General features: G+C 66.9%; 32 protein-coding genes. 19 read left to right on the top strand and 13 right to left on the bottom strand.

Going from position 1 to position 25,445, the window contains the following annotated elements:
* The first annotated feature begins 325 nt into the window (after positions 1-325).
* Genes oppB through IEY58_RS32955 form a run of 4 tightly spaced genes read left to right on the top strand, consistent with a single transcriptional unit; the run spans position 326 to position 4,148 of the window.
* A complete protein-coding gene (gene oppB / locus IEY58_RS32970) occupies positions 326-1,246 on the top strand; it encodes an oligopeptide ABC transporter permease OppB (RefSeq protein WP_189052438.1) in 921 nt (306 codons plus the stop codon).
* Positions 1,239-2,141, top strand: coding sequence for an ABC transporter permease (locus tag IEY58_RS32965; RefSeq protein WP_189052437.1), 903 nt, complete (start codon positions 1,239-1,241; stop codon positions 2,139-2,141). Before oppB ends, IEY58_RS32965 begins: the two co-directional genes overlap by 8 nt.
* 1 nt (position 2,142) lies before the next feature.
* Positions 2,143-3,153, top strand: a complete 1,011-nt coding sequence (locus IEY58_RS32960; protein WP_189052436.1) for an ABC transporter ATP-binding protein — start codon at positions 2,143-2,145, stop codon at positions 3,151-3,153.
* Positions 3,154-3,164: 11 nt separating this feature from the next.
* Entirely contained in the window at positions 3,165-4,148 is a 984-nt protein-coding gene (locus IEY58_RS32955; RefSeq protein WP_229744139.1) for an ABC transporter ATP-binding protein, read from the top strand.
* A gap of 42 nt (positions 4,149-4,190) precedes the next feature.
* Here IEY58_RS32955 and IEY58_RS32950 read toward each other — a convergent pair whose 3' ends face one another.
* From IEY58_RS32950 to IEY58_RS32940, 3 genes are read right to left on the bottom strand one after another with little or no spacing between them, the layout of a single operon-like run.
* Positions 4,191-4,643, bottom strand: a complete 453-nt coding sequence (locus tag IEY58_RS32950) for a hypothetical protein (RefSeq protein ID WP_189052434.1) — start codon at positions 4,641-4,643, stop codon at positions 4,191-4,193.
* 8 nt (positions 4,644-4,651) lie between these two features.
* A complete protein-coding gene (locus IEY58_RS32945) occupies positions 4,652-4,981 on the bottom strand; it encodes a PQQ-binding-like beta-propeller repeat protein (RefSeq protein WP_189052433.1) in 330 nt (109 codons plus the stop codon).
* Between the two features lie 31 nt (positions 4,982-5,012).
* Positions 5,013-6,026, bottom strand: coding sequence for a M35 family metallo-endopeptidase (locus IEY58_RS32940; protein WP_189052432.1), 1,014 nt, complete (start codon positions 6,024-6,026; stop codon positions 5,013-5,015).
* 367 nt (positions 6,027-6,393) lie between these two features.
* On the opposite strand from IEY58_RS32940, the gene IEY58_RS32935 reads away from it, so the two are divergent.
* The 3 genes from IEY58_RS32935 (at position 6,394) to IEY58_RS32925 (ending at position 7,755) form a co-directional block, all read left to right on the top strand.
* On the top strand, positions 6,394-7,239 hold the full coding sequence (locus IEY58_RS32935; protein ID WP_189052431.1) for a helix-turn-helix transcriptional regulator: 846 nt from the start codon (positions 6,394-6,396) through the stop codon (positions 7,237-7,239).
* Between the two features lie 120 nt (positions 7,240-7,359).
* Complete coding sequence (locus tag IEY58_RS32930; protein ID WP_189052430.1) at positions 7,360-7,512, top strand: hypothetical protein; 153 nt, start codon at positions 7,360-7,362, stop codon at positions 7,510-7,512.
* A gap of 3 nt (positions 7,513-7,515) precedes the next feature.
* The gene (locus IEY58_RS32925) at positions 7,516-7,755 is read left to right on the top strand and encodes a hypothetical protein (protein ID WP_189052429.1); all 240 of its coding nucleotides are present in this window, start codon (positions 7,516-7,518) and stop codon (positions 7,753-7,755) included.
* 13 nt (positions 7,756-7,768) lie between these two features.
* On the opposite strand, the gene pspF is transcribed toward IEY58_RS32925, so the two are convergent.
* Positions 7,769-8,827: a phage shock protein operon transcriptional activator gene (gene pspF / locus IEY58_RS32920; RefSeq protein ID WP_229744142.1), complete on the bottom strand. Its 1,059-nt coding sequence runs from the start codon at positions 8,825-8,827 to the stop codon at positions 7,769-7,771.
* 209 nt (positions 8,828-9,036) lie between these two features.
* Between pspF and pspA the strand changes: the two genes are divergently transcribed.
* The 5 genes from pspA (at position 9,037) to IEY58_RS32895 (ending at position 11,874) form a co-directional block, all read left to right on the top strand.
* Positions 9,037-9,714: a phage shock protein PspA gene (pspA, locus tag IEY58_RS32915; RefSeq protein ID WP_189052428.1), complete on the top strand. Its 678-nt coding sequence runs from the start codon at positions 9,037-9,039 to the stop codon at positions 9,712-9,714.
* Positions 9,715-9,761: 47 nt separating this feature from the next.
* On the top strand, positions 9,762-9,995 hold the full coding sequence (gene pspB / locus IEY58_RS32910; RefSeq protein ID WP_189052427.1) for an envelope stress response membrane protein PspB: 234 nt from the start codon (positions 9,762-9,764) through the stop codon (positions 9,993-9,995).
* On the top strand, positions 9,992-10,396 hold the full coding sequence (gene pspC / locus IEY58_RS32905; RefSeq protein WP_189052426.1) for an envelope stress response membrane protein PspC: 405 nt from the start codon (positions 9,992-9,994) through the stop codon (positions 10,394-10,396). The genes pspB and pspC overlap by 4 nt, the downstream gene beginning before the upstream one ends.
* A gap of 163 nt (positions 10,397-10,559) precedes the next feature.
* Positions 10,560-10,919 (top strand): hypothetical protein, encoded by a 360-nt coding sequence (locus tag IEY58_RS32900; protein WP_189052425.1) that lies wholly within the window; start codon positions 10,560-10,562, stop codon positions 10,917-10,919.
* 19 nt (positions 10,920-10,938) lie between these two features.
* Positions 10,939-11,874, top strand: coding sequence for an alpha/beta hydrolase family protein (locus IEY58_RS32895; RefSeq protein ID WP_189052424.1), 936 nt, complete (start codon positions 10,939-10,941; stop codon positions 11,872-11,874).
* Here the strand turns inward: IEY58_RS32895 and IEY58_RS32890 are convergent.
* Positions 11,869-12,759 (bottom strand): LysR substrate-binding domain-containing protein, encoded by an 891-nt coding sequence (locus IEY58_RS32890; protein ID WP_189052423.1) that lies wholly within the window; start codon positions 12,757-12,759, stop codon positions 11,869-11,871. The two genes, IEY58_RS32895 and IEY58_RS32890, sit on opposite strands and share 6 nt — an antisense overlap.
* A 90-nt stretch (positions 12,760-12,849) precedes the next feature.
* On the opposite strand from IEY58_RS32890, the gene IEY58_RS32885 reads away from it, so the two are divergent.
* Positions 12,850-13,593: a sulfite exporter TauE/SafE family protein gene (locus IEY58_RS32885; RefSeq protein WP_189052422.1), complete on the top strand. Its 744-nt coding sequence runs from the start codon at positions 12,850-12,852 to the stop codon at positions 13,591-13,593.
* Here the strand turns inward: IEY58_RS32885 and IEY58_RS32880 are convergent.
* Positions 13,590-14,729 (bottom strand): glycosyltransferase, encoded by a 1,140-nt coding sequence (locus tag IEY58_RS32880; protein WP_189052421.1) that lies wholly within the window; start codon positions 14,727-14,729, stop codon positions 13,590-13,592. The two genes, IEY58_RS32885 and IEY58_RS32880, sit on opposite strands and share 4 nt — an antisense overlap.
* Before the next feature lie 123 nt (positions 14,730-14,852).
* On the opposite strand from IEY58_RS32880, the gene IEY58_RS32875 reads away from it, so the two are divergent.
* On the top strand, positions 14,853-15,395 hold the full coding sequence (locus tag IEY58_RS32875; protein WP_189052420.1) for a cytochrome b: 543 nt from the start codon (positions 14,853-14,855) through the stop codon (positions 15,393-15,395).
* Positions 15,396-15,470: 75 nt separating this feature from the next.
* Here the strand turns inward: IEY58_RS32875 and IEY58_RS32870 are convergent, their stop codons facing one another.
* From IEY58_RS32870 to IEY58_RS32850, 5 genes are read right to left on the bottom strand one after another with little or no spacing between them, the layout of a single operon-like run.
* A complete protein-coding gene (locus tag IEY58_RS32870) occupies positions 15,471-15,767 on the bottom strand; it encodes a hypothetical protein (RefSeq protein WP_189052419.1) in 297 nt (98 codons plus the stop codon).
* Positions 15,754-16,302 carry an OsmC family protein gene (locus tag IEY58_RS32865; RefSeq protein WP_189052418.1) on the bottom strand — a complete coding sequence of 183 codons (549 nt, stop codon included), beginning with the start codon at positions 16,300-16,302 and terminating at the stop codon, positions 15,754-15,756. The genes IEY58_RS32870 and IEY58_RS32865 overlap by 14 nt, the downstream gene beginning before the upstream one ends.
* Entirely contained in the window at positions 16,292-17,086 is a 795-nt protein-coding gene (locus tag IEY58_RS32860) for an ABC transporter ATP-binding protein (protein ID WP_189052417.1), read from the bottom strand. The genes IEY58_RS32865 and IEY58_RS32860 overlap by 11 nt, the downstream gene beginning before the upstream one ends.
* Positions 17,083-17,898 carry an ABC transporter permease gene (locus IEY58_RS32855; protein ID WP_189052416.1) on the bottom strand — a complete coding sequence of 272 codons (816 nt, stop codon included), beginning with the start codon at positions 17,896-17,898 and terminating at the stop codon, positions 17,083-17,085. Before IEY58_RS32855 ends, IEY58_RS32860 begins: the two co-directional genes overlap by 4 nt.
* A complete protein-coding gene (locus IEY58_RS32850) occupies positions 17,895-18,875 on the bottom strand; it encodes an aliphatic sulfonate ABC transporter substrate-binding protein (RefSeq protein ID WP_189052415.1) in 981 nt (326 codons plus the stop codon). Before IEY58_RS32850 ends, IEY58_RS32855 begins: the two co-directional genes overlap by 4 nt.
* A 416-nt stretch (positions 18,876-19,291) precedes the next feature.
* Between IEY58_RS32850 and IEY58_RS32845 the strand changes: the two genes are divergently transcribed.
* Entirely contained in the window at positions 19,292-20,566 is a 1,275-nt protein-coding gene (locus tag IEY58_RS32845; protein ID WP_229744138.1) for a GDSL-type esterase/lipase family protein, read from the top strand.
* A 33-nt stretch (positions 20,567-20,599) separates the two neighbouring features.
* Here the strand turns inward: IEY58_RS32845 and wrbA are convergent, their stop codons facing one another.
* The gene (gene wrbA / locus IEY58_RS32840; protein WP_189052413.1) at positions 20,600-21,202 is read right to left on the bottom strand and encodes an NAD(P)H:quinone oxidoreductase; all 603 of its coding nucleotides are present in this window, start codon (positions 21,200-21,202) and stop codon (positions 20,600-20,602) included.
* 114 nt (positions 21,203-21,316) lie between these two features.
* Between wrbA and IEY58_RS32835 the strand changes: the two genes are divergently transcribed.
* The 3 genes from IEY58_RS32835 to IEY58_RS32825 all read left to right on the top strand — a co-directional run bounded on the left by IEY58_RS32835 (position 21,317) and on the right by IEY58_RS32825 (position 24,128).
* On the top strand, positions 21,317-22,264 hold the full coding sequence (locus IEY58_RS32835; protein ID WP_189052412.1) for a LysR family transcriptional regulator: 948 nt from the start codon (positions 21,317-21,319) through the stop codon (positions 22,262-22,264).
* Between the two features lie 149 nt (positions 22,265-22,413).
* Complete coding sequence (locus tag IEY58_RS32830; protein WP_189052411.1) at positions 22,414-22,764, top strand: energy transducer TonB; 351 nt, start codon at positions 22,414-22,416, stop codon at positions 22,762-22,764.
* A gap of 290 nt (positions 22,765-23,054) precedes the next feature.
* On the top strand, positions 23,055-24,128 hold the full coding sequence (locus tag IEY58_RS32825; RefSeq protein WP_189052410.1) for a branched-chain amino acid aminotransferase: 1,074 nt from the start codon (positions 23,055-23,057) through the stop codon (positions 24,126-24,128).
* A 53-nt stretch (positions 24,129-24,181) separates the two neighbouring features.
* On the opposite strand, the gene IEY58_RS32820 is transcribed toward IEY58_RS32825, so the two are convergent.
* Entirely contained in the window at positions 24,182-24,793 is a 612-nt protein-coding gene (locus IEY58_RS32820; protein ID WP_189052409.1) for an FMN-dependent NADH-azoreductase, read from the bottom strand.
* 95 nt (positions 24,794-24,888) lie between these two features.
* Between IEY58_RS32820 and IEY58_RS32815 the strand changes: the two genes are divergently transcribed.
* On the top strand, positions 24,889-25,323 hold the full coding sequence (locus tag IEY58_RS32815; RefSeq protein WP_456057539.1) for a winged helix-turn-helix transcriptional regulator: 435 nt from the start codon (positions 24,889-24,891) through the stop codon (positions 25,321-25,323).
* Positions 25,324-25,445 lie beyond the last annotated feature (122 nt).

The raw sequence follows: 25,445 nt of genomic DNA, 5'->3' as shown, positions 1-25,445 counted from the left end.
TTCCCAGGCGATATAAGTAACAAACAGAGTGGCGCGGAGGCGAAAGCCTTCGCGTCATTTCTTTTTGATGACGTGCGACCGCCAAGCGCCTTGCCGCTGGAGGCCAAGTCCTGGTAATGAGCCGGACATGAATCGTCGCGGGCCGGTCGGCGTCGGACGGTAGCTAGAACAAGAACCCAAGTCCGATGCTGCCAGGCCGGACGGCGTGCGCGTTTCCTAGAGATCCGGTGAGGTTTCAGTCAGGTGCGGCTGCGCGTCGCGCGATGCCGGCCCTCATGGTGACGCTCGGGACGCACGGGACCGCTGGAGAGGGTCGAGCGACCTCATGCTGAGATATTTGTTGCGGCGGCTTTTGGTGTCGATCCCGACTCTGTTCGCGATCATCGCCATTTCCTTTTTCATGATCCGCGTGGCGCCGGGCGGGCCGTTCGACGCCAACCGCAAGGCCACGCCCGAGGTGATGGCGAACCTGAATAAGGCCTATCACCTGGACGAGCCCTTGCCTGTGCAGTTCGGCCGCTATCTCTGGGGCGTGCTGCACCTGGATTTCGGCCCCTCGTTCAAGTACCGCGACTACACCGTGTCCGAGCTGATCTTCCGGGGCTTCCCGATCTCGCTTGAGATCGGGCTTTGGGCCATGTTGATCTCGGCGAGCATCGGCATCTTCTTGGGCACGCTCGCGGCCCTGAAACAGAACAGCGCCTGGGACTACTCGGTCATGACCGTCGGCATGACCGGCATTGCCATCCCGACCTTCGTCATGGCGCCCATTTACCAGTTGATCTTCGGCTTGGCCTTGGGCTGGCTGCCGGTCGCGGGCTGGGACGGTCATTGGCAGCACAAGATCCTGCCGGTGCTGGCGCTCTCGATCCCGAATATCGCCGCGATCTCGCGGCTGACCCGCGGCAGCATGATCGAATCGCTACGTTCGAACCATGTGCGCACGGCGCGCGCCAAGGGCCTCGGCATCCGGCTCACCGTCACTCGCCACGCGCTCCTGGGCGGCCTGTTGCCGACCTTGGCCTATCTCGGGCCTGCCACCGCCGGCATCGTCACCGGCTCGGTCGTGATCGAGCGTGCCTTCGCCATCCCCGGCATCGGCCGCTATTTCGTCGAGGCGGCGTCCAACCGCGACTACACGCTGGTGATGGGCACGGTCATTTTCTACGGCGTGCTCATCATCATTGCCAATCTGGTCGTCGATCTCATGTATTCGCTGGTCGATCCGAAGGTGCGCTATGAGTGACGCCGCGTTTGAGCTCATCCATGAGTCCGAGCACGGCGCCGGCGTCGGCGGCCGGTCCAAGCTCAAGGACGGCTTCGCGCGCATGCGGCGCAACCGCATGGCCATGGTCGGCCTGGTCGTGCTCTCGCTCATCGTGCTCGCCTGCGCGTTCGGGCCGTTCGTGCTGCCGTTCGACCCGAACGCGTCCGACTTCGACAGCATCTCGATCCCGCCGTCGCTCACGACCGGCCATGTCTTCGGCACTGACGACCTCGGCCGCGACTTGCTCGCCCGCGTGCTCGAAGGCGGCCGCACCTCGCTCCTGATCGGCGTGCTCGCGACCATCGTTGCGATCGTCATCGGCATCAGCTACGGCGCCGTCGCCGGCTTCTTCGGCGGCGCCGTCGACACGGTCATGATGCGCATCGTCGACGTGCTCTACAGCCTGCCGTTCCTGTTCTTCGTCATCATGTTGACCATGGTGCTGGGCCGCGGCATGGAATCGATCCTGATCGCGATCGGGGCGCTCCTGTGGCTCACCATCGCCGTCATCGTGCGCGGCCAGACCTTGAGCTTGAAGCACAAGGAATTCATCGAGGCGGCGCGCGCCGGCGGCATGAAGCCGTTCTCGATCGTGCGCCAGCACATCATCCCGAACACGATCGGCCCCGTCATCGTCTATGCGAGCCTGCTGGTGCCGGAAGTGATCCTCGGCGAGAGCTTCCTGTCGTACCTGGGGCTCGGCGTGCAGGAGCCGCAATCGAGCTGGGGCACGCTCATCGACGGCGGCGCCCAGGCGATGGACACGGCCTGGTGGCAATTGGTCGTCCCCGGCCTGTTCCTGGCGGCGACGCTGTTCAGCCTCAATTTCATCGCCGACGGGCTGCGCGACGCATTCGATCCGAAGGACCGCTAAGATGGCCGCAACCAAGATCGCCGAGCGGCCCGCGACCGCCGTCCGCAAGGGTGAGCCCATTCTCGCCGTCGACGACCTCAGGGTCGAATTCCGCACCGACAGCGGCAAGGTCGCCGCGGTCAACGGTGTCAGCTTCAGCCTCAACGCCGGCGAGATCGTCGGCATCGTCGGCGAGAGCGGCTCTGGCAAGAGCCAGATCCTGATGTCGCTCATGGGCCTGCTCGCCAAGAACGGCCAGGCCTCCGGCAGCGTCAAGCTCCGCGGCCAGGAAATCCTCGGCATGAGGGACGAGGAGCTGGACAAGCTCCGCGGCGCGTCCATGTCGATGATCTTCCAGGATCCGATGACCTCGCTCAACCCGTTCCTGCGCATCTCGACGCAGCTGACCGAGGTGCTGGTGAAGCACCGCGGCATGGGCAAGGACGAGGCGATGAAGCGGGCGATCGAGATGCTCGACGCCGTCTCGATCCCTGACGCCGCCCGGCGCATCCGGCTCTATCCGCACGAGTTCTCGGGCGGCATGCGCCAGCGCGTGATGATCTCCATGGCGCTCTTGTGCCAGCCCGCGATCCTGTTCGCCGATGAGCCGACGACGGCACTCGATGTTACGGTCCAGGCGCAGATCCTCGACCTCATGAAGGATCTGTCGGCTGACCTCGGCACGACGGTCGTGCTGGTGACGCACGACCTGGGCGTGGTGGCCTCGCTCTGCGACCGGGTGATCGTGCTCTATGGCGGGCGGATCATGGAAAGCGGGCCGGCGGAGGAGCTCTTCGCCGACCCGAAGCACCCCTATACGCGCGGCCTGCTGAATTCGACGCCGCGGCTCGACGAGCAGACCCATGGCGAGCTGCACACGATCCCGGGCCAGCCGCCGGCGGTCGCCAAGGAAGCGGCCGGCTGTCCGTTCGAGCCGCGCTGCGCGTTCCGCGAACCGCGCTGCAAGACCGTGCGCCCGATCCTTCAAGACAACGGCACGCGCAGCGTCGCCTGCCATGTCGTGAGCCTATGACTGGTGTCCCTATGAGCGAACCGCTGCTCAAGATCGAGGACCTCAAGGTCCATTTCCCGATGAAGCGCCGCAGCCTGTTCGGCGGCGAACGGCGCTGGGTCAAGGCCTTGGACGGCGTCAGCTTCGAACTGATGCCGGGTGAGACGCTCGGCATCGTGGGCGAGAGCGGCTGCGGCAAGTCCACGCTCTGCCGGGCGGTGCTGCGCCTGGTCGAGCCGACCGGCGGGCGCACCGTCTGGATGGGCAAGGATTTCTCCGAGCTGGGCGGCGAGGATCTGCGGCTCGAGCGCCGCAACATGCAGATCATCTTCCAGGACCCGCTTGCCTCTCTCGACCCGCGCATGACCGTGCGCCAGATCATCGAGCGCCCCCTCCTGAACTTCCCGGGCAAGGACAGCGCCGAGGAGCGCCGACGCCAGGTTGGCGAGCTCATGGAGCTGGTGGGCTTGAACAAGGCCTGGATGGACCGTTATCCGCACGAATTCTCGGGCGGCCAGTGCCAGCGTATCGGTATCGCCCGTGCGCTCATCCTGAAGCCGAAGCTGCTCGTGTGCGACGAGCCGGTCTCGGCCCTCGACGTCTCGGTCCAGGCGCAGATCATCAACCTTTTGATGAAGCTGCAGAAGCAGCTGGGCCTCAGCTACCTCTTCATCTCGCACAATCTCTCGGTCGTCCGGCACATCAGCCACCGAGTCATGGTGCTCTACCTGGGCAAGGTCATGGAGATCGCCGAGCGCGACGATTTCTATCGCCGGCCGCTGCATCCCTACAGCCAGGCGCTGATCTCGGCCGTGCCGCTGCCCGATCCGAAGCTCGAGAAAGTGAAACCGCGCATGCGGCTGCAGGGCGACCTGCCGTCGCCGCTCAACCCGCCGTCGGGCTGCCCGTTCCGCACCCGCTGCCCGCGCGCGACGGAGATCTGCGCCAAGGAGATGCCGGCGCTGCGCGACTATGGCTCAGGCCATGTCGCGGCGTGCCATCACATCGAGATCTAGGTTGATAGCGGGGCGCTCCCTTGGGGGACGCGCCGCTGCCGTTCATTCGGGCGTCGCTGTCCGGGCTTCGGTGTCGACCCGCCAGCGGCGCCCGCGCTCGTCCGTGACAAGCAAGCTGCGCCCGTCCGGCGCGACGTCCAGGCTCGTGATGTAAATGTCCTGCTTGTCGGGCTCCATATTGGCCGCATAGTCGATCTTGTAGACGCGCAGCGTCCAGAGTTCGGCCCCGGTCTTCGCATCGCGGGCGACGATATCGCCGCCGTTCTGCCCAAGCCCGCGCGCCTTGCCGCCTAGCAACGGCTCATAACGGACCGAACCGATGACCACCGGTGCGACCTCGGGCGGACCGGCGCGCTTTTTCATCGGGCGCGGCGCCGTGCCTGCGGGGCCCGATGCGCCGACGGCCGATGCCTTGTCGCCGGCGGCGTGCAGTGTGTCCGGCGCCAGGGTCGCGCTCGCGCCGGCCAGCAGTGCCAGGCCGGCCACGATCGACATCCGGTTGTTCACAACGGCGTGACCTTTCGCGAGAACAGGTCGAGCGCGAAGCGGAGACCCCGATCGTTCTGGGCCACAAGGCGCGAATGGTCGGCGTCGAACGTCAGCGACGTGATGAACGTGTCCTGCTTGTCCGCCTCCATGTTGGGCCGGTACTCGATCTTGTAGAGTTCGACAGTCCAGAGCGGCTTACCCGTCGCGATGTCGACGGCCGTCACGTGCCCGCCGTTCTGGCCGAGGCCCATGGCCTTGCCCCAGTGCGGCGCTTCGTAGCGGACGGTGCCGACCGTGACGGGCTCTACGTCCTCGGGGCCGGCGATCTTTTTCTTCGAAGGCATGGCATCTCCTTGTGGCGCTGAACCGGGCCGGTCAAGCCGCCTTGAGCAACTGCCCCCTGGTCAGCACGCGATTGCGGTCCGTCTTGGCAAGCATGCCGGCCAGGTCGACGCAGAAATAGCCCCACGAGTCGGCGTTGCGGATCGCGTGGCTGAACGTCACCGCATCCTTGGACGGACCGAGGCCCGAATTGTCGTAGGCGAAGTCGTCGGTATGGACGACCCGGTGCGACAGCTCGTGCACGATCGTCTCGACGCAGATCCAGACCCGGCCGGTCGAGCCGGCGGCTTTCAGAAACGCGCCTTGCGGGTAGACCACGTTGAGCGTCTCGGTCGGATCGACGAACGCATAATCCTTCCAGCCGCCGCCGGACCGGTCGATGGGCTCGTCGGAGAAGACCAGGTGGTTCGAATTGCACACCGCGGCGATCTTCTTGAAGCCCGAAAGCAGCTTGCGGACGGCGGTCTTCACCTGCGCGTCCGTCGTGTTTTCGTCGGCGAACCAACGCCGCACGATGTCGAGCGTCGCGGTGTTGGCGGACCCGAGCTTGCTCACGGCATTGTTGGCACTCCGCAGCGCTTGGGCGAGCGCCGTGCTCATGATCCGCCGCTCGTGCTCCGTGTAGACCTCGGACGTCTTCTCGAGCTTGGGCTCGTAGGTGCTGCGTTCGCCCGCGATCTCGTCATAGACCCATTGTTTGTAGGCGACCGGCGGCGAATAGACCCACAGGTTTTGCCCGCCGCGCTCCGACGTCAGATAGAGATGCCAGAGCATCTTGAGCGTCGCGGCACGCTCCGGGATCGAGCCGGATGCCTTGCCGTTGGTCGCGGCTTTGATCAGCAATTCGCCCCGTTTGCCCTCGGGGGTCGAGAGGATCTTCTCGCGGAGCTTATCGAGGCCGCCAGCGCGCTTGGGGTTCGGCCCGTGGCTGCCGAGCAGGCTGCCAACCGCGACGCTCTTCTCGAGAAACTTCTCCCACTCGTCCGAGAACTTGCCGTCAGTGCATATTTTTCGGCACTTCCTATAGGCCTCCGAGAAGCGCTCCATCGTTCGTCCTCTCTTTCGCAGTGGGCGTTATCGCCAGCTTTCTTACGGAATCGAATCCTCTTGTTGCAGCGTCCGTCGGTCCGGAATTCGTCGTGGCGCGCGCATCATCCGAGGTTCGCCGACGCGCCGCCCGTCAGATGCTTGTGCGTTCTTTGATACCGTTTCCGATTCGGTTGCGTCCCGACGGGTGATCGCGCCTAGGTAAGACCTGAGAGGACGCGATGACAAGCGACAAGATGGCGACGAGACGGCGCCACAGCCTCGGGCGCGGTTCAAGAAGCGAGGACAAGAGTTCAATCCTCTCGACCGGCGACATCTGGTAGGGTGGCGGCTCGACGCTCGGATCTCCGCCGCCTGGGAACGCGCGATGTCGGCACTCTCGGTCGAGCCCCTTCTCGATACCGCCACCGTGGCGGTCAGGGATTTCGTCTGTGCCGGCGACTGCCGGCACAAGAGTGCTGAGGAGTGCGCCGGAGCGACCTCCCTGGTGTTTCCCTATCGCGGCCTGTTCGTGCGGCATCTGGGCCGCAACGATGCGGTGGCCGAAGCCAACCAGGTGCTGTTCTTCAACCAGGCCGAAGCCTATTGCATCAGCCATCCGGTCGAGGGCGGCGACGCCAGCCTGTCGCTCACGATCGACGAGGCGCTGCTCGCGGAATTGACGCCGACGGAGCATCTGCGCCCGGGCGGCGCGGTGGCTGGCGATGCCGTAGCATTCCGCCGGCAGCGGCGCCGCATCGACCCGCGTGCCCAGGTGCTGGTGGCACTGCTCCGGCATAGCCTGCGGCGGAAAGCGATCGAGCCGCTCGAAGCGGAAACGCTCACGCTGACCCTGGTGCGGCGGGCGCTCGGCGAGCGGACGTCCCATACGGCCGGGGCGAGCGTCGGCCACCAGAAGCTCGTCGACCGCGCGAAGCTGGTCCTGGCGTCCGACCTGGCACGGCGCTGGACCTTGGCCGAGATCGCCGCAGAAGTCGGTGTCTCGCCCGTCTATCTGACGCAGGTGTTCCAGCAGGTCGAGGCAGTGCCGCTCTATCGCTATCAGCTGCGGCTGAGGCTCGCGCGGGCGCTCGATCTCCTGGGTGAATACGACGATCTCACCACGCTCGGCATGGACTTGGGCTTTTCGAGCCACAGCCATTTCAGCGCCGCCTTCCGCCAGGCCTATGGCCGCACCCCGGCCGAATTCCAGCGCTCGGCGGCACTTCGCTGACACCGGTATGGCCCGGCTCCAACCCTCGGCAGATCGCTAAAGAATCTGACAGCGCCGGCGGCGGCCGGAATGGTTTGCTCTCCTTCGCCCGGTGGTCGGGCAGAAGGGGAGGACCTGAGCATGACCGAGAAGACTTGCGCCGCCTGCGATTGCCCGCTGGACGCCGACGTTATCCGCGTGACGATCGCCGGCAAGATCGTGGAGGTCTGCTGCGAGGAATGCGCGAAGGCGCTGAACGAAGCGCATGCCTCCGCGACGGACCAGGGGGCCTGAGCGATGAAATATGCCGCTCTCGATTTCGATGCCGGCCCATCGAGCCGCTCGATTTCCCGGTCGCCCGTCCGGACGCGCCGCCGCCGGGTCTCGCCTGCCCGATCCGCGAAGAAGATGCGGGGGTACACGCCTTCGCTGGCCGAGCGTGCCGATGGCTTGCTGTCAGGCATCCTGTTCCTGGCGCTCATGGCGCTCGCGGTCCTGGCCGAGGCGGTCGGCGTCGCGCAGCTCCTGCTCGGATAGGCGCTGGGGCGCGCTAGCCGCCGATCAGGCCGTGCTTGCGCAGGTTGGCGCGCAGCTGGTGGTAGGTCATCGCCAGATATTGCGCCGTGTTCTTCTGGTGATGCGCATTGGCCTCGAGTGCGCGCTTCAAGAGATCGCGCTCGTAAAGCCTCACATGCTCGCAGAAGTCATAGGGTCCGACCGGCGCCGGTGGTGTCGCCGGAGCGGCGAGGGGAAGGGCGGCGGACGCTACGGCCTGGGGCGCCGCCGGTGACGGGGACCCTGGCAAGGCCTCGTCGAACGGCCGCCAGGGCGAAGCGAACGGATCGAACACGATCTCGTCGATCGGCTCGTCGAGATCGGTCGCGCGATAGACGGCGCGCTCGATAACGTTCTTGAGCTCGCGCACGTTGCCCGGCCAGTCATAGTCCATGAGCTGGTCGATCGCCTGCTGCGTGAAACCCGGGAACACGTCGCGTTTCAATTCCTTGGTCATCTCGAGCGCCATGTACTCGGCCAGCAGCTCGATATCCTCCGGCCGGTGGCGGAGCGGCGGCAGGGTCACGACGTCGAACGCCAGGCGGTCCAGCAGGTCCGCGCGGAACTTGCCGGCTGCGGCGAGCGCCGGCAGGTCGACGTTGGTCGCGGCCACCAGGCGCACGTCGACCCGGATGGTGTCGCTGCCGCCGACACGCTCGAACGTGCCGTACTCGACCACGCGCAGGATGGTCTCCTGCACGTTCATGGGCGCATTCGCGATTTCATCCAGGAACAGCGTGCCGCGGTGCGCCAACTCGAACCGGCCGAGCCGGCGCTTCTGGGCGCCGGTGAAGGAGCCCGCCTCATGGCCGAACAGCTCAGCCTCGAGCAGGCTTTCCGAGAGTGCTGCGCAGTTGAGCTTGACGAAAGGCTGGTTCCAGCGCGACGACAGATAGTGCAGGCGGGCGGCGACCAGCTCCTTGCCGGTGCCGCGCTCGCCGATCACCAGCACCGGTTTGCTGAGCGGCGCCAGCAGCGAGATCGTCGCCATGGTCTTGAGGAAACTCGGGCTTCGACCGAGCGGGGTCGGCAGCTCGGGCAGGTCCATCGACATCGACACGGGGGGAGGACTCCGGCGGTGGCGAGAATCGCCAATAAATGGTGAAACACGCTATCGCGCCGAGATGATCGCTGCAAGACGAATGCGAAATACAATGATTCCAGGGTGTTGTAGGCTCGGCAGCGGTTGGCACGGGATGTGAACTGAGGCTGGCGAGGGTGGCGCTTGCAGTTTTGCCACCGGCGTTTCAAAGGAGTGGCAAGATGGGTGTGTTCTCGCGCATCAGCGACATCGTCAATTCGAACATCAATGCGATCCTGGACCGCGCGCAGGACCCCGAGAAGATCATCCGCCTGATCATCCAGGAGATGGAGGACACGCTCGTCGAGGTCCGGTCGTCGACCGTCAAGACCATCGCCGAGAAGCGTGAGCTCGAGCGCCGGATCGCCGGCCTCGCGGGCGAGATCGACGAATGGCAGGGCAAGGCCGAGCTGGCGCTCTCCAAGGATCGCGAGGATCTCGCCAAGGGTGCGCTGCAGATCAAGGCGCGGCTCAAGGCGGATCTGGCGCTTCTCGAAAAGCAGCTGGTTCAGATCGAGGAAGGCCTCGCCAAGCAGAGCGACGACGTGGTCAAGCTGCAGCAGAAGCTGGCCGACGCCAAGGCGCGCGAGGCGAGCATGGCGATGCGCCACACCACGGCGTCCGCCCGCCTCAAGATCCGCTCGACGCTCTACGACGAGCGCGTGACCGACGCCTTCTCGCGCTTCGAACAGGTCGAGCGGGCGCTGGACGAGCTCGAAGGCAAGGTCGACGTCTACGACATCGGCGTCAAGAAGACCGTCGCTGAGGAACTGGCCGAGCTCGAAGCCACGACCCAGGTCGAGAACGAGTTGAACGCGCTCAAGGAAAAACTGGCCAAGAAGGCCGAGGGCTCGAACTGATCCTCGCATGATCAGATCGGCCAATCTCAAGAAAAGGACCTCGTGCCGTGCCGTTTTCTGAAGCTATTGGGGTGATCGGCATCCTGTTCGCCGTGGTCGTGGCGCCGATCTGGCTGTTCCTGCACTACGGATCGCGCTGGCGCCAGGCGAAGCTGCTGACGACCGAGAGCGAGAAGACCCTGGCCGAGATGGCGGACATCGCCGACAAGATGCAGTCGCGCATCGAGAATTTGGAGCGGCTGCTCGATGCGACCGCGCCCGAATGGAGGAAGAAGCCATGAGTGCCGGTCAGTTCCACTGGTCGCGCAATCCGATCCGGCTCTACCGCGATACGGAGCGCGGCAAGATCGCCGGCGTCTGCGCGGGCCTCGCCAACTATTTCGACATCCGGGTCAAGTTCGTCCGGCTGGCGGTCATCCTCGGCATGGTGTTCGGCTTCTTCGTGCCGATCGTGGTCACCTACGTCCTCTTGGCCCTGCTCTTGAAGCCGATGCCGGCGCAGCTCTTCGCCTCTGAGCGGGAGGAGCACTTCTGGCGCACGGTCAGCGTTTCGCCGAACCTGACCGTCAGCGAATTGCGCAAGCGCTTTCGCGGCCTCGAGCGTCGGCTGTCCGACATCGAGAGCCGGGTGACCTCGGATGAGTTCGACCTGCGCCGCAAGTTCCGCGACCTGAACGCCTAGGGCCACGACCGGAAGCCCGACGAGGCCCCTACCTGACCAGCGGGCCCCGGTCTCAGCAAGACAAAGACATTCCGACTGCATTCTCCCCGCGCGGCCCGAGGCCGTGGCCGGCAACGGCCGAGCCTTGCCTCAAGCCCGCCCGGGGACTGATGGGAGTTCCGATATGGCTGAAGCTCTCGAAAAACGCAGTACGCCTGCGACGCTGTTCAAGATCGTCGCCCTGCTCGGGCTCGTGCTGGCCGGCGTCGCGGTGCTGGCGGCGGAGCCCGAACCCGAACCCACGACAGCAACCGCCACGGCCGGCGCCGATCCGGCGTCTGCTCCCGGCTGTGTCCGGACGACATTCGAGTTCGGCGGCCGCGTCGTGCAGGACGGCGAGGCGACCGATACCTGGACGCTGACCTGCTGGCGCTCGCCGACCGCGGAAGCCGCGGCACCGGCCGTGTCCGCGCCGATTCCGGCCGTACCGGTCGCAACCCATGAGATGCATCAGCCCGGCCCGTCGGGTGCCGCGCAGTTCTGACCGATCGGGCGGTCCGGCCGTGCGCTCCTTGATCGTCGGCGCCATCTTGCTGTCGATCGTATCGGCGCGGGCGGCGCTGGCCGAGGCTCCGCCATTTCACGCCGGGGCCGGCGTAATCCCCGGCTCGGTCGATATGCCGGACGGCGCGATCGTCCGCTATCCGACCTTCGCCGCCGGCGCTGCCGATGCGGTCTCATCGAACCTGTCGCCACCGGTCGCCGACGGCCGGTTTCCGATCGTGCTGCTGTCGCACGGCGGCGGTCCGACCGGCGGTAGCCCGGTGATCCTGGCCGGCCTGTCGGCGGCGCTCGCCCAGCACGGGTTCGTCGTGGTGGCGCCGTTCCATGGGACCGCCCGGTTGCCCCGGCGGGCAGCCCAGGTCGCCCAGGCGCTTGAAGCCGCGCTGGCCGACCCGCGTTTTGCCCCGCACATGGATGCGGCTCGGCTCGGCATGCTGGGATTCTCGCTCGGCGGCGCCGTGACGCTCGAACTTGCCGGCGCCACACCGGATGGGCGCCATTTCCATGCCTATTGCGAGGCCCATCCCGCGGACGTCATGTCCTGCAACCATGCGCCGGCCGGCGGCGGGGTGGGGAGCGATGGGCAACCGCCGCCGCCGCCGAGGCTGGCATTGAGGGCGATCGCGCTGCTCGATCCGTTCGCGGCGCTGTTCCAACGCGACGGGCTCACGGGCGTGACGCTGCCCGTGCTGCTCGTCCGGCCGGCGGCGAGCGAGTTGCCCGGCGACGCCAATGCGCTCGGACTTGCGGCGGCGCTGCCGCGGGCGCCGGATCTAGAGACGGTGCCGGGCGGCCATTTCGTTTTCACCGACAGTTGCCCGTCGACGGCGCGATCCGGCGAGCCGCGCTGCCTCGATCCGCCCGGCGTCGATCGGGCTGCGGTCCAGGCCCAGGTCGAGGCGCAGCTGCTGCGCTTCTTCGGGGCGAACCTATAGGCTGGAGGCTCGCAGATGCTGGATCAACTGCCGGGCATGAGCGGGCAGTGCCGCGTCGCGCCGCAGGCATAGTTTCAGCGTCCGGGTTGCCCAGTCGTCGGTGAGCGGTACGATCCGGATCGCCATGGAGCGGCGATAACGCCTGGCCGCACTCTCCGACAGGATGCCGCAGCCGACGCCGGCTTCGACCAGGCGGCAGATCGCCTCGAAGCTGCCGACCCGGACGCGGAATGCGAGCGGCCGGCCCAGGCGGGCCGCCTGCTGCATCAGGTGCTGCTGCAGCGCGCTGCCCGCGCCCAGCCCGACGAATTCGAGTGCCAGCGCATCGCGGAACGCGATGCCCGTTTCGCCCGCCAGCGGATGGTCGGGCGGCACGACCAGGACCTGCCGGTCGATCGCGAGCGGATGGGTCTCGAGCTCGCCCGGATCGACGATGTCGGCGAGGACGCCGGCATCGGCCAGGCCCTCGGCGACGTCGTCGACGATCTGGTGGCTCGGCCGTTCCTCGAGATCGATATCGATATGGGGATGCTGCGCCAGGAATCCGGCGAGCGCCTCGGGCAGGAATTCGATCGCGGCTGCCGTGTTGGCGAGCAGCCGGACGTGGCCCTTGAGGCCCCGGGCATAGTCCGCCATTTCGCCGCGCATCCGCTCCATCTGCTGCAGCATCAGGCGCGCATGATGGGCGAACGCCCGGCCGGCCGGTGTCGGCTCGACCCCGCGGCGGCCGCGGTCGAACAGGCGGACGGCGAGGCGATCCTCAAGATGGCGGATGCGCTCGCTCGCGGAAGCCAGTGCCATGTTCGCGGCCGCGGCGCCGCGCGTGATGCTCGCCGCCTCGACGACATGGAGGAACAGGCGCAGGTCGGTCAGGTCGAACGGCATAGTGACGCTCGCTTGGCTTCGGTTATTCCGAAGGCTGGATCGGGAAATTCCACATTGTGCCGATGAAGCTTACCGCACAATCTCTGGATCATGTCCGATCTCTGGTTTTTCCTGATCCTCGTCACCACCACCTTCCTGGTCGCGGGCTTCGTCAAGGGCGTCATCGGGCTGGGCTTGCCGACGGTCGCGGTCGGGCTCCTCGGCCTCGTCATGACGCCGGGCGAGGCGGCGACGTTGCTCGTCGTGCCGTCGCTCGTCACCAACCTGTGGCAGCTCCTCGCCGGACCGCGGTTCGGCGGTCTCGCCCGCCGGCTCTGGCCCATGCTGCTCGCGATCTGCCTCGGCACCTGGGCCGGGTCGGGCCTCCTGACCCACGGGCCGGCCGGGCGTGCCACGGCGGCGCTGGGCCTGGCGCTCGCGCTCTACGCCCTGCTGGGCCTCACCCGGCTGCAGCTGCGTGTTTCGGCCCAGTGGGAGCGGCCGCTGTCGCCGCTGATCGGGGCGGCGACCGGGCTCGTCACGGCAGCGACGGGCGTGTTCGTGCTGCCGGCCGTGCCTTATGTCCAGGCGCTGGGCTTCGACAAGGACGGTTTGATCCAGGCGCTGGGCCTGTCCTTCACCGTCTCGACCCTGGCGCTTGCCGCAGGCCTGGGCCATGACGGCGCGTTCGACGCGGCGACGATCGTCCGGTCGGCCTTGGCGGTCCTGCCGGCGCTCGCCGGCATGGGCATCGGCCAATGGGTGCGCCGGCGCGTGCGGCCGACCCTGTTCCGCACCTGCTTCTTCGCGGGCCTGCTGGCGCTCGGCGCCGACCTGATGCTTCGGGGACTTTAGCGGATTGCCTGGGCGCGTCCCTTCCACTGCCCACCCTTGCCGCGCCAGTAATTGACGGCGCTGCCGAAGGTCGCGGCCGAATAGAAGAGAGCGATGGCGGGCAGGGCGAAGGCCCAGGCGGCCGATCGGTCGTAGAGCCGGACGGTCGGATAGAAGCAGGCGGCCATGGCGAGCCAGGCCACGATGCCGAGCCAGCGCGCCTTGTCCTGGCCGAAGATCGTGAGCAGTGGCGGCGCCAAATAAGTCACACCCAAGCCCAGGAGCGTGCCCACCAGCAGCGGCGTTGAGTAATGCAGCTGAGTGAAGGCGGTGCGCGCGATCATCGACCAGATTTCGCGGGCGGAGCCGTAGACGCGGCTCGAGCGCGTCCGGGTCGAGGGATCGAGCCGGATGCGGCCGCCGGCGCGCTTGATCGCGGCCGCAAGCGAGCAATCGTCGATGAGCGCGCCGCGGATCGCCGCGATGCCGCCGATCTTCTCGAGCGCCGCCGGGCGGACGAGCATGCAGCCGCCGGCGGCGGCGGCCAGCTTCGACGCCGGATTGGCCGCCCAGCGCGGCGGATAGAGCATGAAGAAGAAAAACACGAAGGCGGGAATAAGCGCCCGCTCCGGTAGAGTCTCGGTCGACAGCCGCACCATGAGCGAGGTGAGGTCGAGGTCGTCGGCGAGCGCCCGGCGCACCAGCGTCGAAACATTGTCGGGGGCGTGCGTGATGTCGGCGTCGGTCAAGAGGATGAAGTCGGGCGCCGTCTCGCGCGTCCGGTCGAGCCCTTCGCTCACCGCCCACAGCTTGCCGGTCCAGCCGGATGGCAGGTCGCGGGCCGGAAGGACGATGAGCCGGTCCGCCGCATTGACGGCGCGGGCTGCAGCGCGTGCCAGGTCCGCGGTGCCGTCGGTCGAATGATCGTCCACCAGCACGATCGTGAGCGGGCCTGGGTGGTTCTGGGTCAGGAGCGATCGCACCGTCCGGGCGATGCCGTCGGCCTCGTTGCGGGCCGGGATCACGACGGTCACCCGGGCGTTCACCATCGGGCCGGCCGCCTCGGGCGCCTCCTCGACGCGCCAGAAAAAGCCGCGGCCCAGCAAGAGATAGAGCCAGGCACCGACGCTGGCCGCCCCGATCAACGTTGCGATCATGGGGCGCAGCCGGGGCCAAGGAAAATTGTATCGAAAGATTGCACGCTGGAGAATCTCATCAAACCGACCGGATTTTTGCCGTAGATAGCAGAACGAACGCCAAAGGATAGGGAATTAGCGACGATGACCATGCCGGACGAACTGAACGCTTCCTATAGCGCCTTCAGCCGATGGGCGCACTGGCTGACCTTGGCCTTGTTCGTCGGACTGTTCCTGATCGCGTGGACGGTGGACGATCTGCCGCAGGAACTGCGCCTGCCGGCGGTGCAGCTGCACAAGTCGTTCGGCATCACGGTGCTGGCGTTGACGGTGGTTCGGGTGGTTTGGCGCTTCGCGGCAGGCGTGCCGGCGATACCGAGCGAGCTGCCGTCCTGGCAGAAGGCTGCGGCGCGCGCCACGCAATATGCGCTTTATGTCCTGCTGTTCGCCCAGCCGCTCGTCGGCTGGCTCTGGTCGAGCGCCGGCACGCGGGCCATCAACTTCTACTTCCTTGTGCAACTGCCCTGGCTCATCGGTCCGGACAAGGACCTGTCCCGGCAACTCGGCCATCTGCACGGCCTGATCGGTAACCTGCTGCTTATCGTGATCGGCCTGCACGCGGTGGCGGCGCTCTACCATCACTTCGTGCGGCGCGACCAGGTCCTGGTCGCCATGCTGCGCGGCTGAGCGGACGGCACAAACGAAACCGGCGCCTGGGAGGCAATCCCAGGCGCCGGTTTTTTTTGGGGCTTCAGTCGCTCCTCATGCGCATTTCAGCTGGAGGGGACCGCTCGCCCGACATCGGCCGGCTCCTGCCCAAGGGCCCGCGCCGTCCCGTCCGCCGAAGATCGCCGGCATTCGGCCACGCCGTTCTTGAGGCTCCTCCGAGGATACCAGCTCGACGGGTGCGACCAAGCCCAGGCGGATCTGGGCCGTGCGGACCGCGGCGCGCAGCGCCTCGGTCGTGACCCCGTCCCGTTTCATGACGGCGTGCAGCACCGGATCGGTCAGGATTTCCTGCAAATCGGGCTCGATGCCGGCGCGTTCATAAGGACGCATAGGCTGGTTCCCCTTCGGTTTCGGAAATGGCCGCGTCAAGCGACACCGCGATCTGGGGCGGTGCGGTCAGCGTTTGGTAGATAACGCAATAGCGCTCGGTGAGTTTCAGCAGCGTCTTCAGATCCTCGGCCGAGGCGTCCGTTTCGAGCTCGAATGCGAGGCGGATCGCCCTGAAGCCTACGGGCGCCTGCTTGTCGACGCCGAGCGTGCCGCGGAAGTCGAGATCGCCCTCGGCCTTGACCGTGCCGCCCCTGAGCGTGATGCCGAGCGCGGTCGCAACGGCGCGCACCGTGACGCCGGCACAGGCGACGAGCGCTTCCAGCAGCATGTCGCCGGAGCAGGCGGCAAGTCCGTCGCCGCCGGTCGCCGGATGCAGGCCGGCCTCGACCAGCGCCCTGCCGGTGTCGACCTTGCAGGTGAGGCCCGGGCCGTCGAGGTCGCCGGACGCCTTCAAGGTGATGAGCGCCGCCGTCGGATCCTCGCGGTATCGCGCCTTCAAGGGGGCCTGGAGTGCGCGGAGATCGTCAGACTGCATGGCGGTGTTCCTCCAGCTTGGTGATCTTATTGTGCGCCGGAGCGTCCACCGGGCCGAGCGTGTCGAGGCCGAGCACGTCGGTCAGCCGGTCCTTCCAGCGCTGGAACTGAGGGGCGGTGCGCTTGATGCCGGGGGCCAGGCGCGGGGCGAACTCGGCGACAATCCGGCCGGGCGGACCATCGAGCACGATGATCCGGTCGGCGAGCGCCAGTGCCTCATCCATGTCGTGGGTGATCAGCAGGATTGTCGGTCCGTAATGGTCGCGCACCTCGCCCAGATGGTTCTGCAGCCCCGTGCGGGTCAAGGGGTCGAGTGCACTGAATGGCTCGTCGAGCAGCAGCAGGCGTGGCCGGACGACGAGCGCGCGGGCAAGCGCCACGCGCTGCGCCATGCCGCCCGAGAGTTGCTTGGGTAATTTCGCCGCAGCATCGGCGAGCCCCACGACGGCGAGCGCCTCGGCAATCGCCTCGGCCCGCTTGGCCTTCGCGAGATGGCTGAGGCCGAAGCCGACATTGTCGGCGACCGAGAGCCAGGGCATGAGCCGCGGCTCCTGGAACACGACCGCAACATCCTCCGGCCGAATCGGTCGTCCGCCGAGCGTCGCGGTGCCGGCGCTGGGCTCATCAAGCCCGGCGATGAGCCGTAGGAGCGTGCTCTTGCCGCAACCGCTGCGGCCGATGACCGCGACCGTCTCGCCGGTCTCGAACGCGAAATGCAGCGGGCCCAGCACCAGCCGATCGTCGAAGCGCTTGGCGAGGCCGCGGATTTCCAGAAGCTCGGTCATCGCACCACCTCCGTGTCCTGCCAGCGGGTGAGCCGTTGGCCGAGTGCCGCGAGTGCCACGTCGCTCGCCTTGCCGAGCAGCGCGAACAGCAGGATCGCGGCGATGACGACGGCCGGGCGGCCGGTCTGCTGGCCGTCGACCAGCAGGAAGCCCAGTCCTTCGCTGGCCCCCATCAGCTCGGCCGCAGCGACGAACATCCAGCCGAGGCCGAGCCCGCCGCGCAGGCCCAGGATATAGGCCGGCAGGCTCGCCGGCAGCAGCACGCGCAAAACCAGGCTCGCCCGCGACAGGCGATGCGCCCGGCCGACCTCGATCAGCTTGCGGTCGACGCCGGCCACGGCGCCCATCAGATTGAGATAGATCGGGAAGAACACGCCGACCGCGATCAGCGCCACCTTGGACGCCTCGAAGATGCCGAGCCACAGGATGAACAGCGGCACCCACGCGATCGACGGCACGCTGCGCAGGCCCTGGACCAGCGGGTCGACGAGCCGGCGCAGCGTGGGCGAGGCGCCGGTTGCGGCTCCCGCGAGCGTGCCGGCTGCTGCACCCAGCAGGAAGCCCAGGCCGACCCGGCCGAGCGTCGCCGCCACATGGGCGACGAGGTCGCCGCTTCGCGCCAGCTGGGCCAGGGTGGCGGCGATCGTGCTGGGCGCTGGCAGATGGTTGGGTGCGACGAGGCCGGCGCGGGCGGCCGCCTCCCACACGCCGACCAGGGCAGCCGGCAGGATCCAGCCGATGAGGCTCCGCGGCAGGCGGCGCGCGGGGCGGGCTGTCGGTGTCGCGATCGGCAGATAAGCGAGATCGGTCATTGGGCGCTCGCGTATTTCTGGCTGAAGCGCGGTTCCAGCAGCTGGGCCAGCACCTGGTCAAGGTCGACCGAGGCATCGACCACGCCGCTCGACTTCAGCACTGCGGCGGCGGCCTTGATCGACTGGCGCGGCCCGTCACCCAGGACGGGGGAGGAGAGGTCGGTGCGCTCCAGCTGACGTGCCGCGACTTCGGGCGAGAGCTTGGCCGCCGTCGCCAGCACCTGGGCCAGTTCCGCCTTGTGATCGAGCGCGAAATGCCGGCCGCGCTCGTAGGCGGCGATCACCTTCTCGACCACGTCCGCATGGGCCGCGAGGAATGCCTCGCGCACGTTCAGGACGCCGTAGGTGTTGAGGTCGGCATTGCGGAAGAACAGCCGGTCGTGGTTCTCGAGCTCGGCCTGCGCCATGAACGGGTCCAGGCCCGACCAGGCGTCGACGTCGCCGCGGTCGAGCGCCAGGCGCCCGTCGGCATGCTGCAGCGGCACGATCTTGATGTCGTGCTCCGTCAGGCCCGCGCCAGCGAGCGCCCGCAACAGGAAGATGTGCGGGTCGGTGCCGCGCGTGACCGCGACGCGCTTGCCCTTGAGGTCGGCGACCGTCTTGATCGGCGAGTCGGACCGGGTGACGAGCGCCGTCCATTCCGGCTTGGAATAGACGTAGACCGCCTTGATCGGGTTGCCGTTCGCCCGGCCGAGCAATGCCGCGGCGCCGGCGGTCGAGCCGAAATCGAGGCTCTGGGCATTCAAGAACTCGAGCGCCTTGTTGCTGCCGGCGCTCAGGACCCAGGTGACATGCACGTCGGGACCGAGCGCCTCCTCGACCCAGTGCTTGTCCTTCAGCACGAGGCTGACCGGATTGTAATAGGCATAGTCGAGCCGGACCTCGAGCGGTTCGGCCTTGGCCGGGCTGTGCGCTGAGGCCGCGAGCACGGCCGCGGCGGCGAGGGATCGGCGAAGGAACGAGGCAAACCCAGACATGACGCGCGCACCCTCTCGACGGGGCGCGGCGATGGCAAGCCGGCGCCCCTGGTTCAAAGGACGGACGGTCTCTTGGTCGGGGCGGGGATCCGCGGCGACAAAAAAACCGCCGCAGCTGTTGCCGGGGCGGTGTCGCCTCGCTTTAGCTGCATTTGTAAAGCGCCCGCAAGCTGTTGCTCAAATCGGCGCTATGAGACGAATTTAATTCGTGGTTGAGGGCGCGTCAAGAGGGAAATGAACAACGTAAGTGTGTAATTTTGCGCCATCACCGATGCTGTGATATCTAAGCATCGCCGAACGAAGCGCGGAAGCGCCGTCAGGTCCATATTGGGGAGGAGTGCCTGATGCGCCTGCCGCGTTTCCTCATCGCCCTCGCGTTTGCCTGTTCTGGCATCGCTTCAGCCGGAGCAGCTACCATGCCGCATTGGATCACCGGCTGGACCGGGTCCGTCCAGGGCCCGTACCCGACCGGCAATGCCTCGGCCCAGCCCGATCTGCGCTTCGCCTTTCCGGTCGCGGACGAGGGTGCGCACGACCAGACCTTCCGCCTGATGGTGCGGCCGAGCCTGTGGGGCCGCGAGGCCCGGTTTCGCCTGTCCAATGCCTACGGCACGCGGCCGGTGACGTTCGACGGCGTCCATGTCGGCCTGCAGCGCTCCGGCTCGGTCCTGGTGCCGGGCAGCAACCGGCCGGTCACCTTCGCGGGCCGGCCGTCGGTCACCGTGCTGCCGGGCGAGGAGGTCTGGAGCGACCCGGTCGCCCTGCCGTTCGTTCATGGCGAGCCAGATACGGGCTTGATTGGCCGCCGGCTGGCGGTCAGCCTGCATGTCGTGGGCGTGAGCGGGCCGATGACCTGGCATGCCAAGGGGCTCACGACCTCGTATGTGACTGCTCCCGGGGCCGGCGCGAAAGGCGATGCGGACGGCGTGCTCGACTTCCCGTTCAGTACGGCGTCCTGGTATTTCCTCAATGCCGTCGACATGACGGCGCCGCGCGATGCGCATCTGGTCGTGGCGTTCGGCGATTCGATCACCGACGGCACTGCCTCGACGCTCAACGGCGACGACCGCTGGCCGGACGTGCTCTTGCAGCGGCTGCAGGCCGAGGGCTTCGACAATGTCGCCGTTGCCAATACCGGCATCGGCGGCAACCAAGTGCTGGGGCCCGCCGACTATTCGCCGCAGAAGCCTTCTGCCGGCGGCCCGTCGGCGCTCGCCCGGCTCGATCGCGACGTGCTCGGCTTGTCCGGCGTCACGGCCGTCATCTGGCTCGAGGGCATCAATGACTTGAGCCGGAACGGCAACGCGTCGGCCGAGGCGGTGATCGACGGCATGAAGCAGGGTGTCGCCCGCATCCGCGCCAAGTTCCCGGGCGTCGCAGTCATGGGGGCCACCGTCACCACGGCCCTCGGCAGCACCGGCGCCGGGCACGGCGATGCCGCGCAGGACGCGAAGCGCAAGCAGCTCAACGACTTCATCCGCGGCGGCGGCCTGTTCGACGCCGTTGCCGATTTCGACCGGGCGACGCTCGATCCGGCGACCGGCCAGATGAAGGCGGAATTCGTGCCGGAGAGCACGACCGGCGGGCCGGGCGAGAAGCTGCACCCGAACCGTGCCGGCTACGAGGCGATGGCGCGCATGATCGATCTCAGCGCGCTCTTGGGCAAAGCAAAGCGGGCCGGGATCCGCTGATCCCGGCCCGCTCTCGTTAGAACGCGCGCCTGGTTAGACCGCGAGCCTGGCCGCGATCTTCGCCACATGGGCGCCCTGGAAGCGGGCGATCGCCAGCTCGTTCTCGGTCGGCTGGCGCGAGCCGTCGCCGCCGGCGATCGTGGTGGCGCCATAGGGCGTGCCGCCGCTCACCTGGCTGTTGTCGAGGAGACGCGGCTCGGAATAGGGCACGCCGACGATGACCATGCCCTGGTGCAAGAGCGTGGTGTGGAACGACGTGATGGTCGTCTCCTGGCCGCCGTGCTGGCTCGCGGTCGAGGCGAACACGCTGCCGACCTTGCCGATGAGCGCGCCCTTCATCCAGAGGCCGCCGGTCTGGTCGAGAAAGTTGCGCATCTGGGCCGCCATGTTGCCGAAGCGGGTCGGCGTGCCGAAGATGATCGCGTCGTAGCTCGGCAGCTCGTCGACCGTGGCGATCGGCGCCTTCTGGTCGAGCTTGAAATGCGACTTCTCGGCAATCTCCGCGGGGACCAGCTCCGGCACGCGCTTCACGTCGACTGTCGTGCCGGCGACGGAACGGGCGCCGTCGGCGACCGCCTCGGCCATGGTCTCGATATGGCCATAGCTGCTGTAGTAGAGAACCAGGACTTTGCTCATGGGATCGCTCCTCAAACGGCGATAGGAAATCCGTCGGTCTCAAGGTAGGCTGTCGGCAATTTCCGGATAATCCGCTTGTTCCGGAACACACTGTTCTGCTTGTCAGGTCAATCCATGGGACGCTTCGAAGAAATGCAGGCGTTCGTGCGGACCGCGGAGGCGCAGAGCTTCACCGCGGCGGCCCAGCGCCTGGGCCTCTCCAAGTCGATCGTCAGCCAGCGCGTCGCCGACCTGGAGGCGCGGCTCGGCGTGCGGCTGATCAATCGTACCACGCGGCGCCTGTCGCTGACCGAGGCCGGCATCGGTTTTCTCGAAGGCGCCGAGCGCGCGCTGGTCGAAGCGGCGGAGGCGGAGGAGCGGGCGACGCGCCACGGCACGGAGCTGCGCGGCATGCTGCGCATTGCGGCCCCCTTGAGCTTCGCGCTCCTGCATCTGCAGCCGGCGATCTTCGAGTTCATGGCGGCGCATCCGTCGCTCGAGGTCCATATCGATCTCGACGACCGCCATCTCGACCTGATCGGCGGCGGCTGGGACATGGCGCTCCGCATCGGTCGGCTGCCGGATTCCTCGCTCATCGCCCGGCGCCTCGCACCGTGCCATGTCGTCTGCTGTGCCACGCAGGACTATCTCGACCGCCACGGCGCGCCCGCGCGGCCGGAGGAGCTCGAGCACCACGACTGCGTGCTCTATTCCGGCAGCCATCGGGCGGATTCCTGGTCGTTCCTGATCGACGGCGAGTGGGTGCCGGTCAATGTCCGCGGCCGGCTACTCACCAACAACGGCGATCTGATCCTGGGCGCCGTGCTGGCCGGCCACGGCATCACGATCCTGCCGAGCTTCCTGGTCGGCTGCCTGATCGCCCAGGGCCGGCTGGTGCGGGTCTTGGCCGACTGGCCGACGCGCGAGGAGGCGATCCACGCGGTCTATCCGCCGACCCGGCATCTGGCGGCGCGTGTGCGGCTGTTCACCGAGTTCCTGGCCGAGCGTATCGGCAAGGAACCCTATTGGGACCAGGGGCTGGGTTTCAGGGAAACGACCGTTGGTCGTGGTGCATTGCCGTGAACTCGATAGGCGCGGTGGTGGCTTCGCGACGCGTTTTGTCGTCACGCCGCCGTAGGTCCTTCTACGCCCTTCGGGCTTTGCTGGTAGTGTTGCGAGTCGACTGACCACTCGCATAGGATGAACTGCGGTTGGGGCCGGGGTGTTTTCGCATGTTCAATAGAAAAATGTTCTGGTCTGCAGCGTTCTTTGTGGCGGGTGCCAGCGGCTGTTCCAGCCCTCCAGCAAAGGTTCCTGACCAAAGATTTCAACCGCCTCAATATAGCTTGCGCTATCCCGCAGATATGTTTGCGCAAGGTTTGAACGGCAGTGCCGACGTCGATTGCACCGTCACCGTAGAAGGCATGACAAAGGATTGCGTTGTCGTCAGCAGCACCAATGAGTCATTCGCGAAGGCGGCGCTAGAATACGTCTCCGGCGCTCGATACAAGCCGGCAAGCCGCAACGGCGTCCCGGTTGAGCAAACGCATCACAAATTTCACATCGACTTCAAGATGCCCTAGGACCGCATCGGTCTTAGTCTGTAGTGGAAAGCCGATACAATGAACACACCGTCAGGCCTCCGAACCGCGGGTTAGGTCTGGCGATCGTCGGGCATAACGGACTAGCGGCCTTTTGATACCGTAGCCATCGGGCGCGGGCGCCTTATCGCAGGCGCAACCCAATCCAAGAAGTCGATTCCGGATTGAGCGAAGATCAACCCCCAATTCGCGCCGGCGGTGCCATGATGGGAATAACGGCCGTCTCTGAAAAGGCGGCGTTCAAGAGTCGGGGACCAGGAGACCGTAAGCCGATGACCAATATCACGATCACCCGCACGACCAAGCCCGCCACCCGCCCCTCGGACGACAGCCTCGCCTTCGGCACGGTATTCACCGACCATATGTTCGTGATGGACTATGTCGAGGGCAAGGGCTGGCATGATGCGCGGATCGAGCCCTACCAGCCGTTCACGCTCGATCCGGCGGCGTCCGTGCTGCATTACGCCCAGGCGGTGTTCGATGGGCTGAAGGCATTCCGCGGCAAGGACGGCACGGTGCGCCTGTTCCGTCCGAAGAAGCATGCCGAGCGGCTCAATATCTCGTGCGAGCGCCTGTGCATCCCGCAGCTCGACCCCGAGATGATCCTGCAATCCTTCCACAAGCTGATCGAGGTCGACGAGGCCTGGGTTCCGTCCAAGCCGGGCACGGCGCTCTATCTCCGGCCGACCGTGATCGCGAGCGAGGCGTTCTTGGGCGTGCGGCCGTCCAAGCGCTACATCTATTTCCTGATCCTGTCGCCGGTCGGGCCCTACTATGCCGAGGGCATGAACCCGGTGAAGATCCTGGCGACCGACCAGTATGTCCGCGCCGTGCCGGGCGGCACCGGGGCGGCCAAGACCGCGGCCAATTACGCCGCCAGCCTCTATGGCGCCGAGGTCGCGAAGAAGGCGGGCTATACCCAGGTGCTGTGGCTCGACGGCGTGCACCACAAGTATCTCGACGAGGTCGGCACCATGAACATCATGGTGCAGATCGGCGACGAGGTCGTGACGCCGCCGTTGAACGGCTCGATCCTGGCCGGCGTCACCCGCGATTCGATCCTGACCTTGATGCGCGAGTGGGGCCTCCGCGTCTCCGAGCGCCAGGTCTCGATCGACGAGGTGATGGAGGCGGCCAAGGACGGGACGCTCAAGGAGATGTGGGGCACGGGCACGGCCGCCGTCGTTTCGCCGGTCGGCGAGTTGGGCTATCGCGACCAGAAGATCCTCATCAACGGCGGCAAGACCGGCGCGCTGACGCAGAAGCTCTATGACGCGATCGTCGGCATTCAGTACGGCCTGACCAACGACGCCCACGGCTGGACCGAGCGGGTCGTCGCCAAGTAAGACGCACTAACGCAAGCGAGCGGGCCCGGGCGATCCCCGGGCCCGTTTTTTTATCAGGCTGCGAGTGCGGCCACCTTGCCGAGCGCGCCGTTGAGCGCCTTCTCCGCGGCTTCGGGGCCGTAGCCGATGCCTTCGACCGTGATCGTCTCGAGGTCCTTGATGCCGAGGAAGCCCAGGACGGCCTTCAAATAAGGCTCCTGGAAATTCAGGACTTGGTACGGGCCTTCGGAATAGACGCCGCCGCGCGCCTCGACCAGATAGACTTTCTTGCCCTTGATCAGGCCTTCGGGGCCGTTCGCGCTGTAGCTGAAGGTGACGCCGGGCCGGGCCAGATGGTCGATCCAGGCCTTGAGCGTGGAGGGCACGCCGAAATTATACATGGGCGAGGCGATGACGATGACGTCCGAGGCGTTGACCTCGGCAATCGCCGCATCGGACGGGACCATGGCCGCCGCCTGGGCGGCGCTGCGGTCGGCCGGCGGCAGGACACGGCCGGTGACGAACGCCTCGCCGACATGGTCGAGCGGCGTGTCCGCCAGGTTGCGCACGACGACCGTCGCCCCCGGCCGCTCGGCCTTGAGCTTGGCGACCAGCGCGTCTGCGACTTGGTTCGAATAGGAAGCCGAGCCGCGCGGGCTCGCGGTGACGACAAGAATCTGGCTCATGCGTTTGGCCTCATTGACAGGGGTGGTGGATAGTCACATTTTGTAACTGAGGCTAAATTGAATACCGAGACGATCTCACGCAAGGAGGCACATTCTTGAGCCTAGGGAACAAATATGAGCCCGACCTCCGGCCGATCCGCGCGCCCCAGCAGGATCTGAAACAGGCGAAGGAGCCGCCTCACGAGATCGGAACCTGTCGGCTGGTCGGCGACGTGCTGGCGCGCGCCGGCGACAAATGGACCGTGTTCATCGTGCGCCTGCTGGCGGACGGTCCGATGCGCTTCAACGAGCTCCGGCGCGGCGCCGACGGCATCTCGCAGCGGATGCTGACCCTGACACTCCGCGGCCTGGAACGCGACGGGCTCGTCACGCGCACCGTCTTCCCGACCGTGCCGCCGCGTGTCGACTATGCGCTGACCGAACTCGGCCGCACGCTGCTCGTCCATCTGCAGGGCTTGGGCGAATGGGCGATGGAGAACCGCCCGGCCATCGTGGCAGCGCGCGCCGCGTTCGACGCGCGCGAGGACTAGGATCAATCGACATTCAGGATTCACGGATGGCTGAATATGTGATTCATGAGACGCCAGATTCTTCGATCTGGGGTCTGGTTGATGACCAAGCGGTACGAGCTTTCGCAAGCCCAGTGGCGTCG

Source organism: Aliidongia dinghuensis (assembly GCF_014643535.1).
Lineage (GTDB): Bacteria > Pseudomonadota > Alphaproteobacteria > ATCC43930 > CGMCC-115725 > Aliidongia > Aliidongia dinghuensis.
This window is presented reverse-complemented; position numbering and strand designations above follow the sequence as displayed.

Excerpts from the sequence above, each read along its gene's own strand:
- oppB (WP_189052438.1), top strand. The coding sequence starts at position 326 with ATGCTGAGATATTTGTTGCGGCGGCTTTTGGTGTCGATCCCGACTCTG.
- IEY58_RS32965 (WP_189052437.1), top strand. The coding sequence starts at position 1,239 with ATGAGTGACGCCGCGTTTGAGCTCATCCATGAGTCCGAGCACGGCGCC.
- IEY58_RS32960 (WP_189052436.1), top strand. The coding sequence starts at position 2,143 with ATGGCCGCAACCAAGATCGCCGAGCGGCCCGCGACCGCCGTCCGCAAG.
- IEY58_RS32955 (WP_229744139.1), top strand. The coding sequence starts at position 3,165 with ATGAGCGAACCGCTGCTCAAGATCGAGGACCTCAAGGTCCATTTCCCG.
- IEY58_RS32950 (WP_189052434.1), bottom strand. The coding sequence starts at position 4,643 with ATGTCGATCGTGGCCGGCCTGGCACTGCTGGCCGGCGCGAGCGCGACC.
- IEY58_RS32945 (WP_189052433.1), bottom strand. The coding sequence starts at position 4,981 with ATGCCTTCGAAGAAAAAGATCGCCGGCCCCGAGGACGTAGAGCCCGTC.
- IEY58_RS32940 (WP_189052432.1), bottom strand. The coding sequence starts at position 6,026 with ATGGAGCGCTTCTCGGAGGCCTATAGGAAGTGCCGAAAAATATGCACT.
- IEY58_RS32935 (WP_189052431.1), top strand. The coding sequence starts at position 6,394 with ATGTCGGCACTCTCGGTCGAGCCCCTTCTCGATACCGCCACCGTGGCG.
- IEY58_RS32930 (WP_189052430.1), top strand. The coding sequence starts at position 7,360 with ATGACCGAGAAGACTTGCGCCGCCTGCGATTGCCCGCTGGACGCCGAC.
- IEY58_RS32925 (WP_189052429.1), top strand. The coding sequence starts at position 7,516 with ATGAAATATGCCGCTCTCGATTTCGATGCCGGCCCATCGAGCCGCTCG.
- pspF (WP_229744142.1), bottom strand. The coding sequence starts at position 8,827 with ATGTCGATGGACCTGCCCGAGCTGCCGACCCCGCTCGGTCGAAGCCCG.
- pspA (WP_189052428.1), top strand. The coding sequence starts at position 9,037 with ATGGGTGTGTTCTCGCGCATCAGCGACATCGTCAATTCGAACATCAAT.
- pspC (WP_189052426.1), top strand. The coding sequence starts at position 9,992 with ATGAGTGCCGGTCAGTTCCACTGGTCGCGCAATCCGATCCGGCTCTAC.
- IEY58_RS32900 (WP_189052425.1), top strand. The coding sequence starts at position 10,560 with ATGGCTGAAGCTCTCGAAAAACGCAGTACGCCTGCGACGCTGTTCAAG.
- IEY58_RS32890 (WP_189052423.1), bottom strand. The coding sequence starts at position 12,759 with ATGCCGTTCGACCTGACCGACCTGCGCCTGTTCCTCCATGTCGTCGAG.
- IEY58_RS32885 (WP_189052422.1), top strand. The coding sequence starts at position 12,850 with ATGTCCGATCTCTGGTTTTTCCTGATCCTCGTCACCACCACCTTCCTG.
- IEY58_RS32880 (WP_189052421.1), bottom strand. The coding sequence starts at position 14,729 with ATGATCGCAACGTTGATCGGGGCGGCCAGCGTCGGTGCCTGGCTCTAT.
- IEY58_RS32875 (WP_189052420.1), top strand. The coding sequence starts at position 14,853 with ATGACCATGCCGGACGAACTGAACGCTTCCTATAGCGCCTTCAGCCGA.
- IEY58_RS32870 (WP_189052419.1), bottom strand. The coding sequence starts at position 15,767 with ATGCGTCCTTATGAACGCGCCGGCATCGAGCCCGATTTGCAGGAAATC.
- IEY58_RS32865 (WP_189052418.1), bottom strand. The coding sequence starts at position 16,302 with ATGCAGTCTGACGATCTCCGCGCACTCCAGGCCCCCTTGAAGGCGCGA.
- IEY58_RS32860 (WP_189052417.1), bottom strand. The coding sequence starts at position 17,086 with ATGACCGAGCTTCTGGAAATCCGCGGCCTCGCCAAGCGCTTCGACGAT.
- IEY58_RS32855 (WP_189052416.1), bottom strand. The coding sequence starts at position 17,898 with ATGACCGATCTCGCTTATCTGCCGATCGCGACACCGACAGCCCGCCCC.
- IEY58_RS32850 (WP_189052415.1), bottom strand. The coding sequence starts at position 18,875 with ATGTCTGGGTTTGCCTCGTTCCTTCGCCGATCCCTCGCCGCCGCGGCC.
- IEY58_RS32845 (WP_229744138.1), top strand. The coding sequence starts at position 19,292 with ATGCCGCATTGGATCACCGGCTGGACCGGGTCCGTCCAGGGCCCGTAC.
- wrbA (WP_189052413.1), bottom strand. The coding sequence starts at position 21,202 with ATGAGCAAAGTCCTGGTTCTCTACTACAGCAGCTATGGCCATATCGAG.
- IEY58_RS32835 (WP_189052412.1), top strand. The coding sequence starts at position 21,317 with ATGGGACGCTTCGAAGAAATGCAGGCGTTCGTGCGGACCGCGGAGGCG.
- IEY58_RS32830 (WP_189052411.1), top strand. The coding sequence starts at position 22,414 with ATGTTCAATAGAAAAATGTTCTGGTCTGCAGCGTTCTTTGTGGCGGGT.
- IEY58_RS32825 (WP_189052410.1), top strand. The coding sequence starts at position 23,055 with ATGACCAATATCACGATCACCCGCACGACCAAGCCCGCCACCCGCCCC.
- IEY58_RS32820 (WP_189052409.1), bottom strand. The coding sequence starts at position 24,793 with ATGAGCCAGATTCTTGTCGTCACCGCGAGCCCGCGCGGCTCGGCTTCC.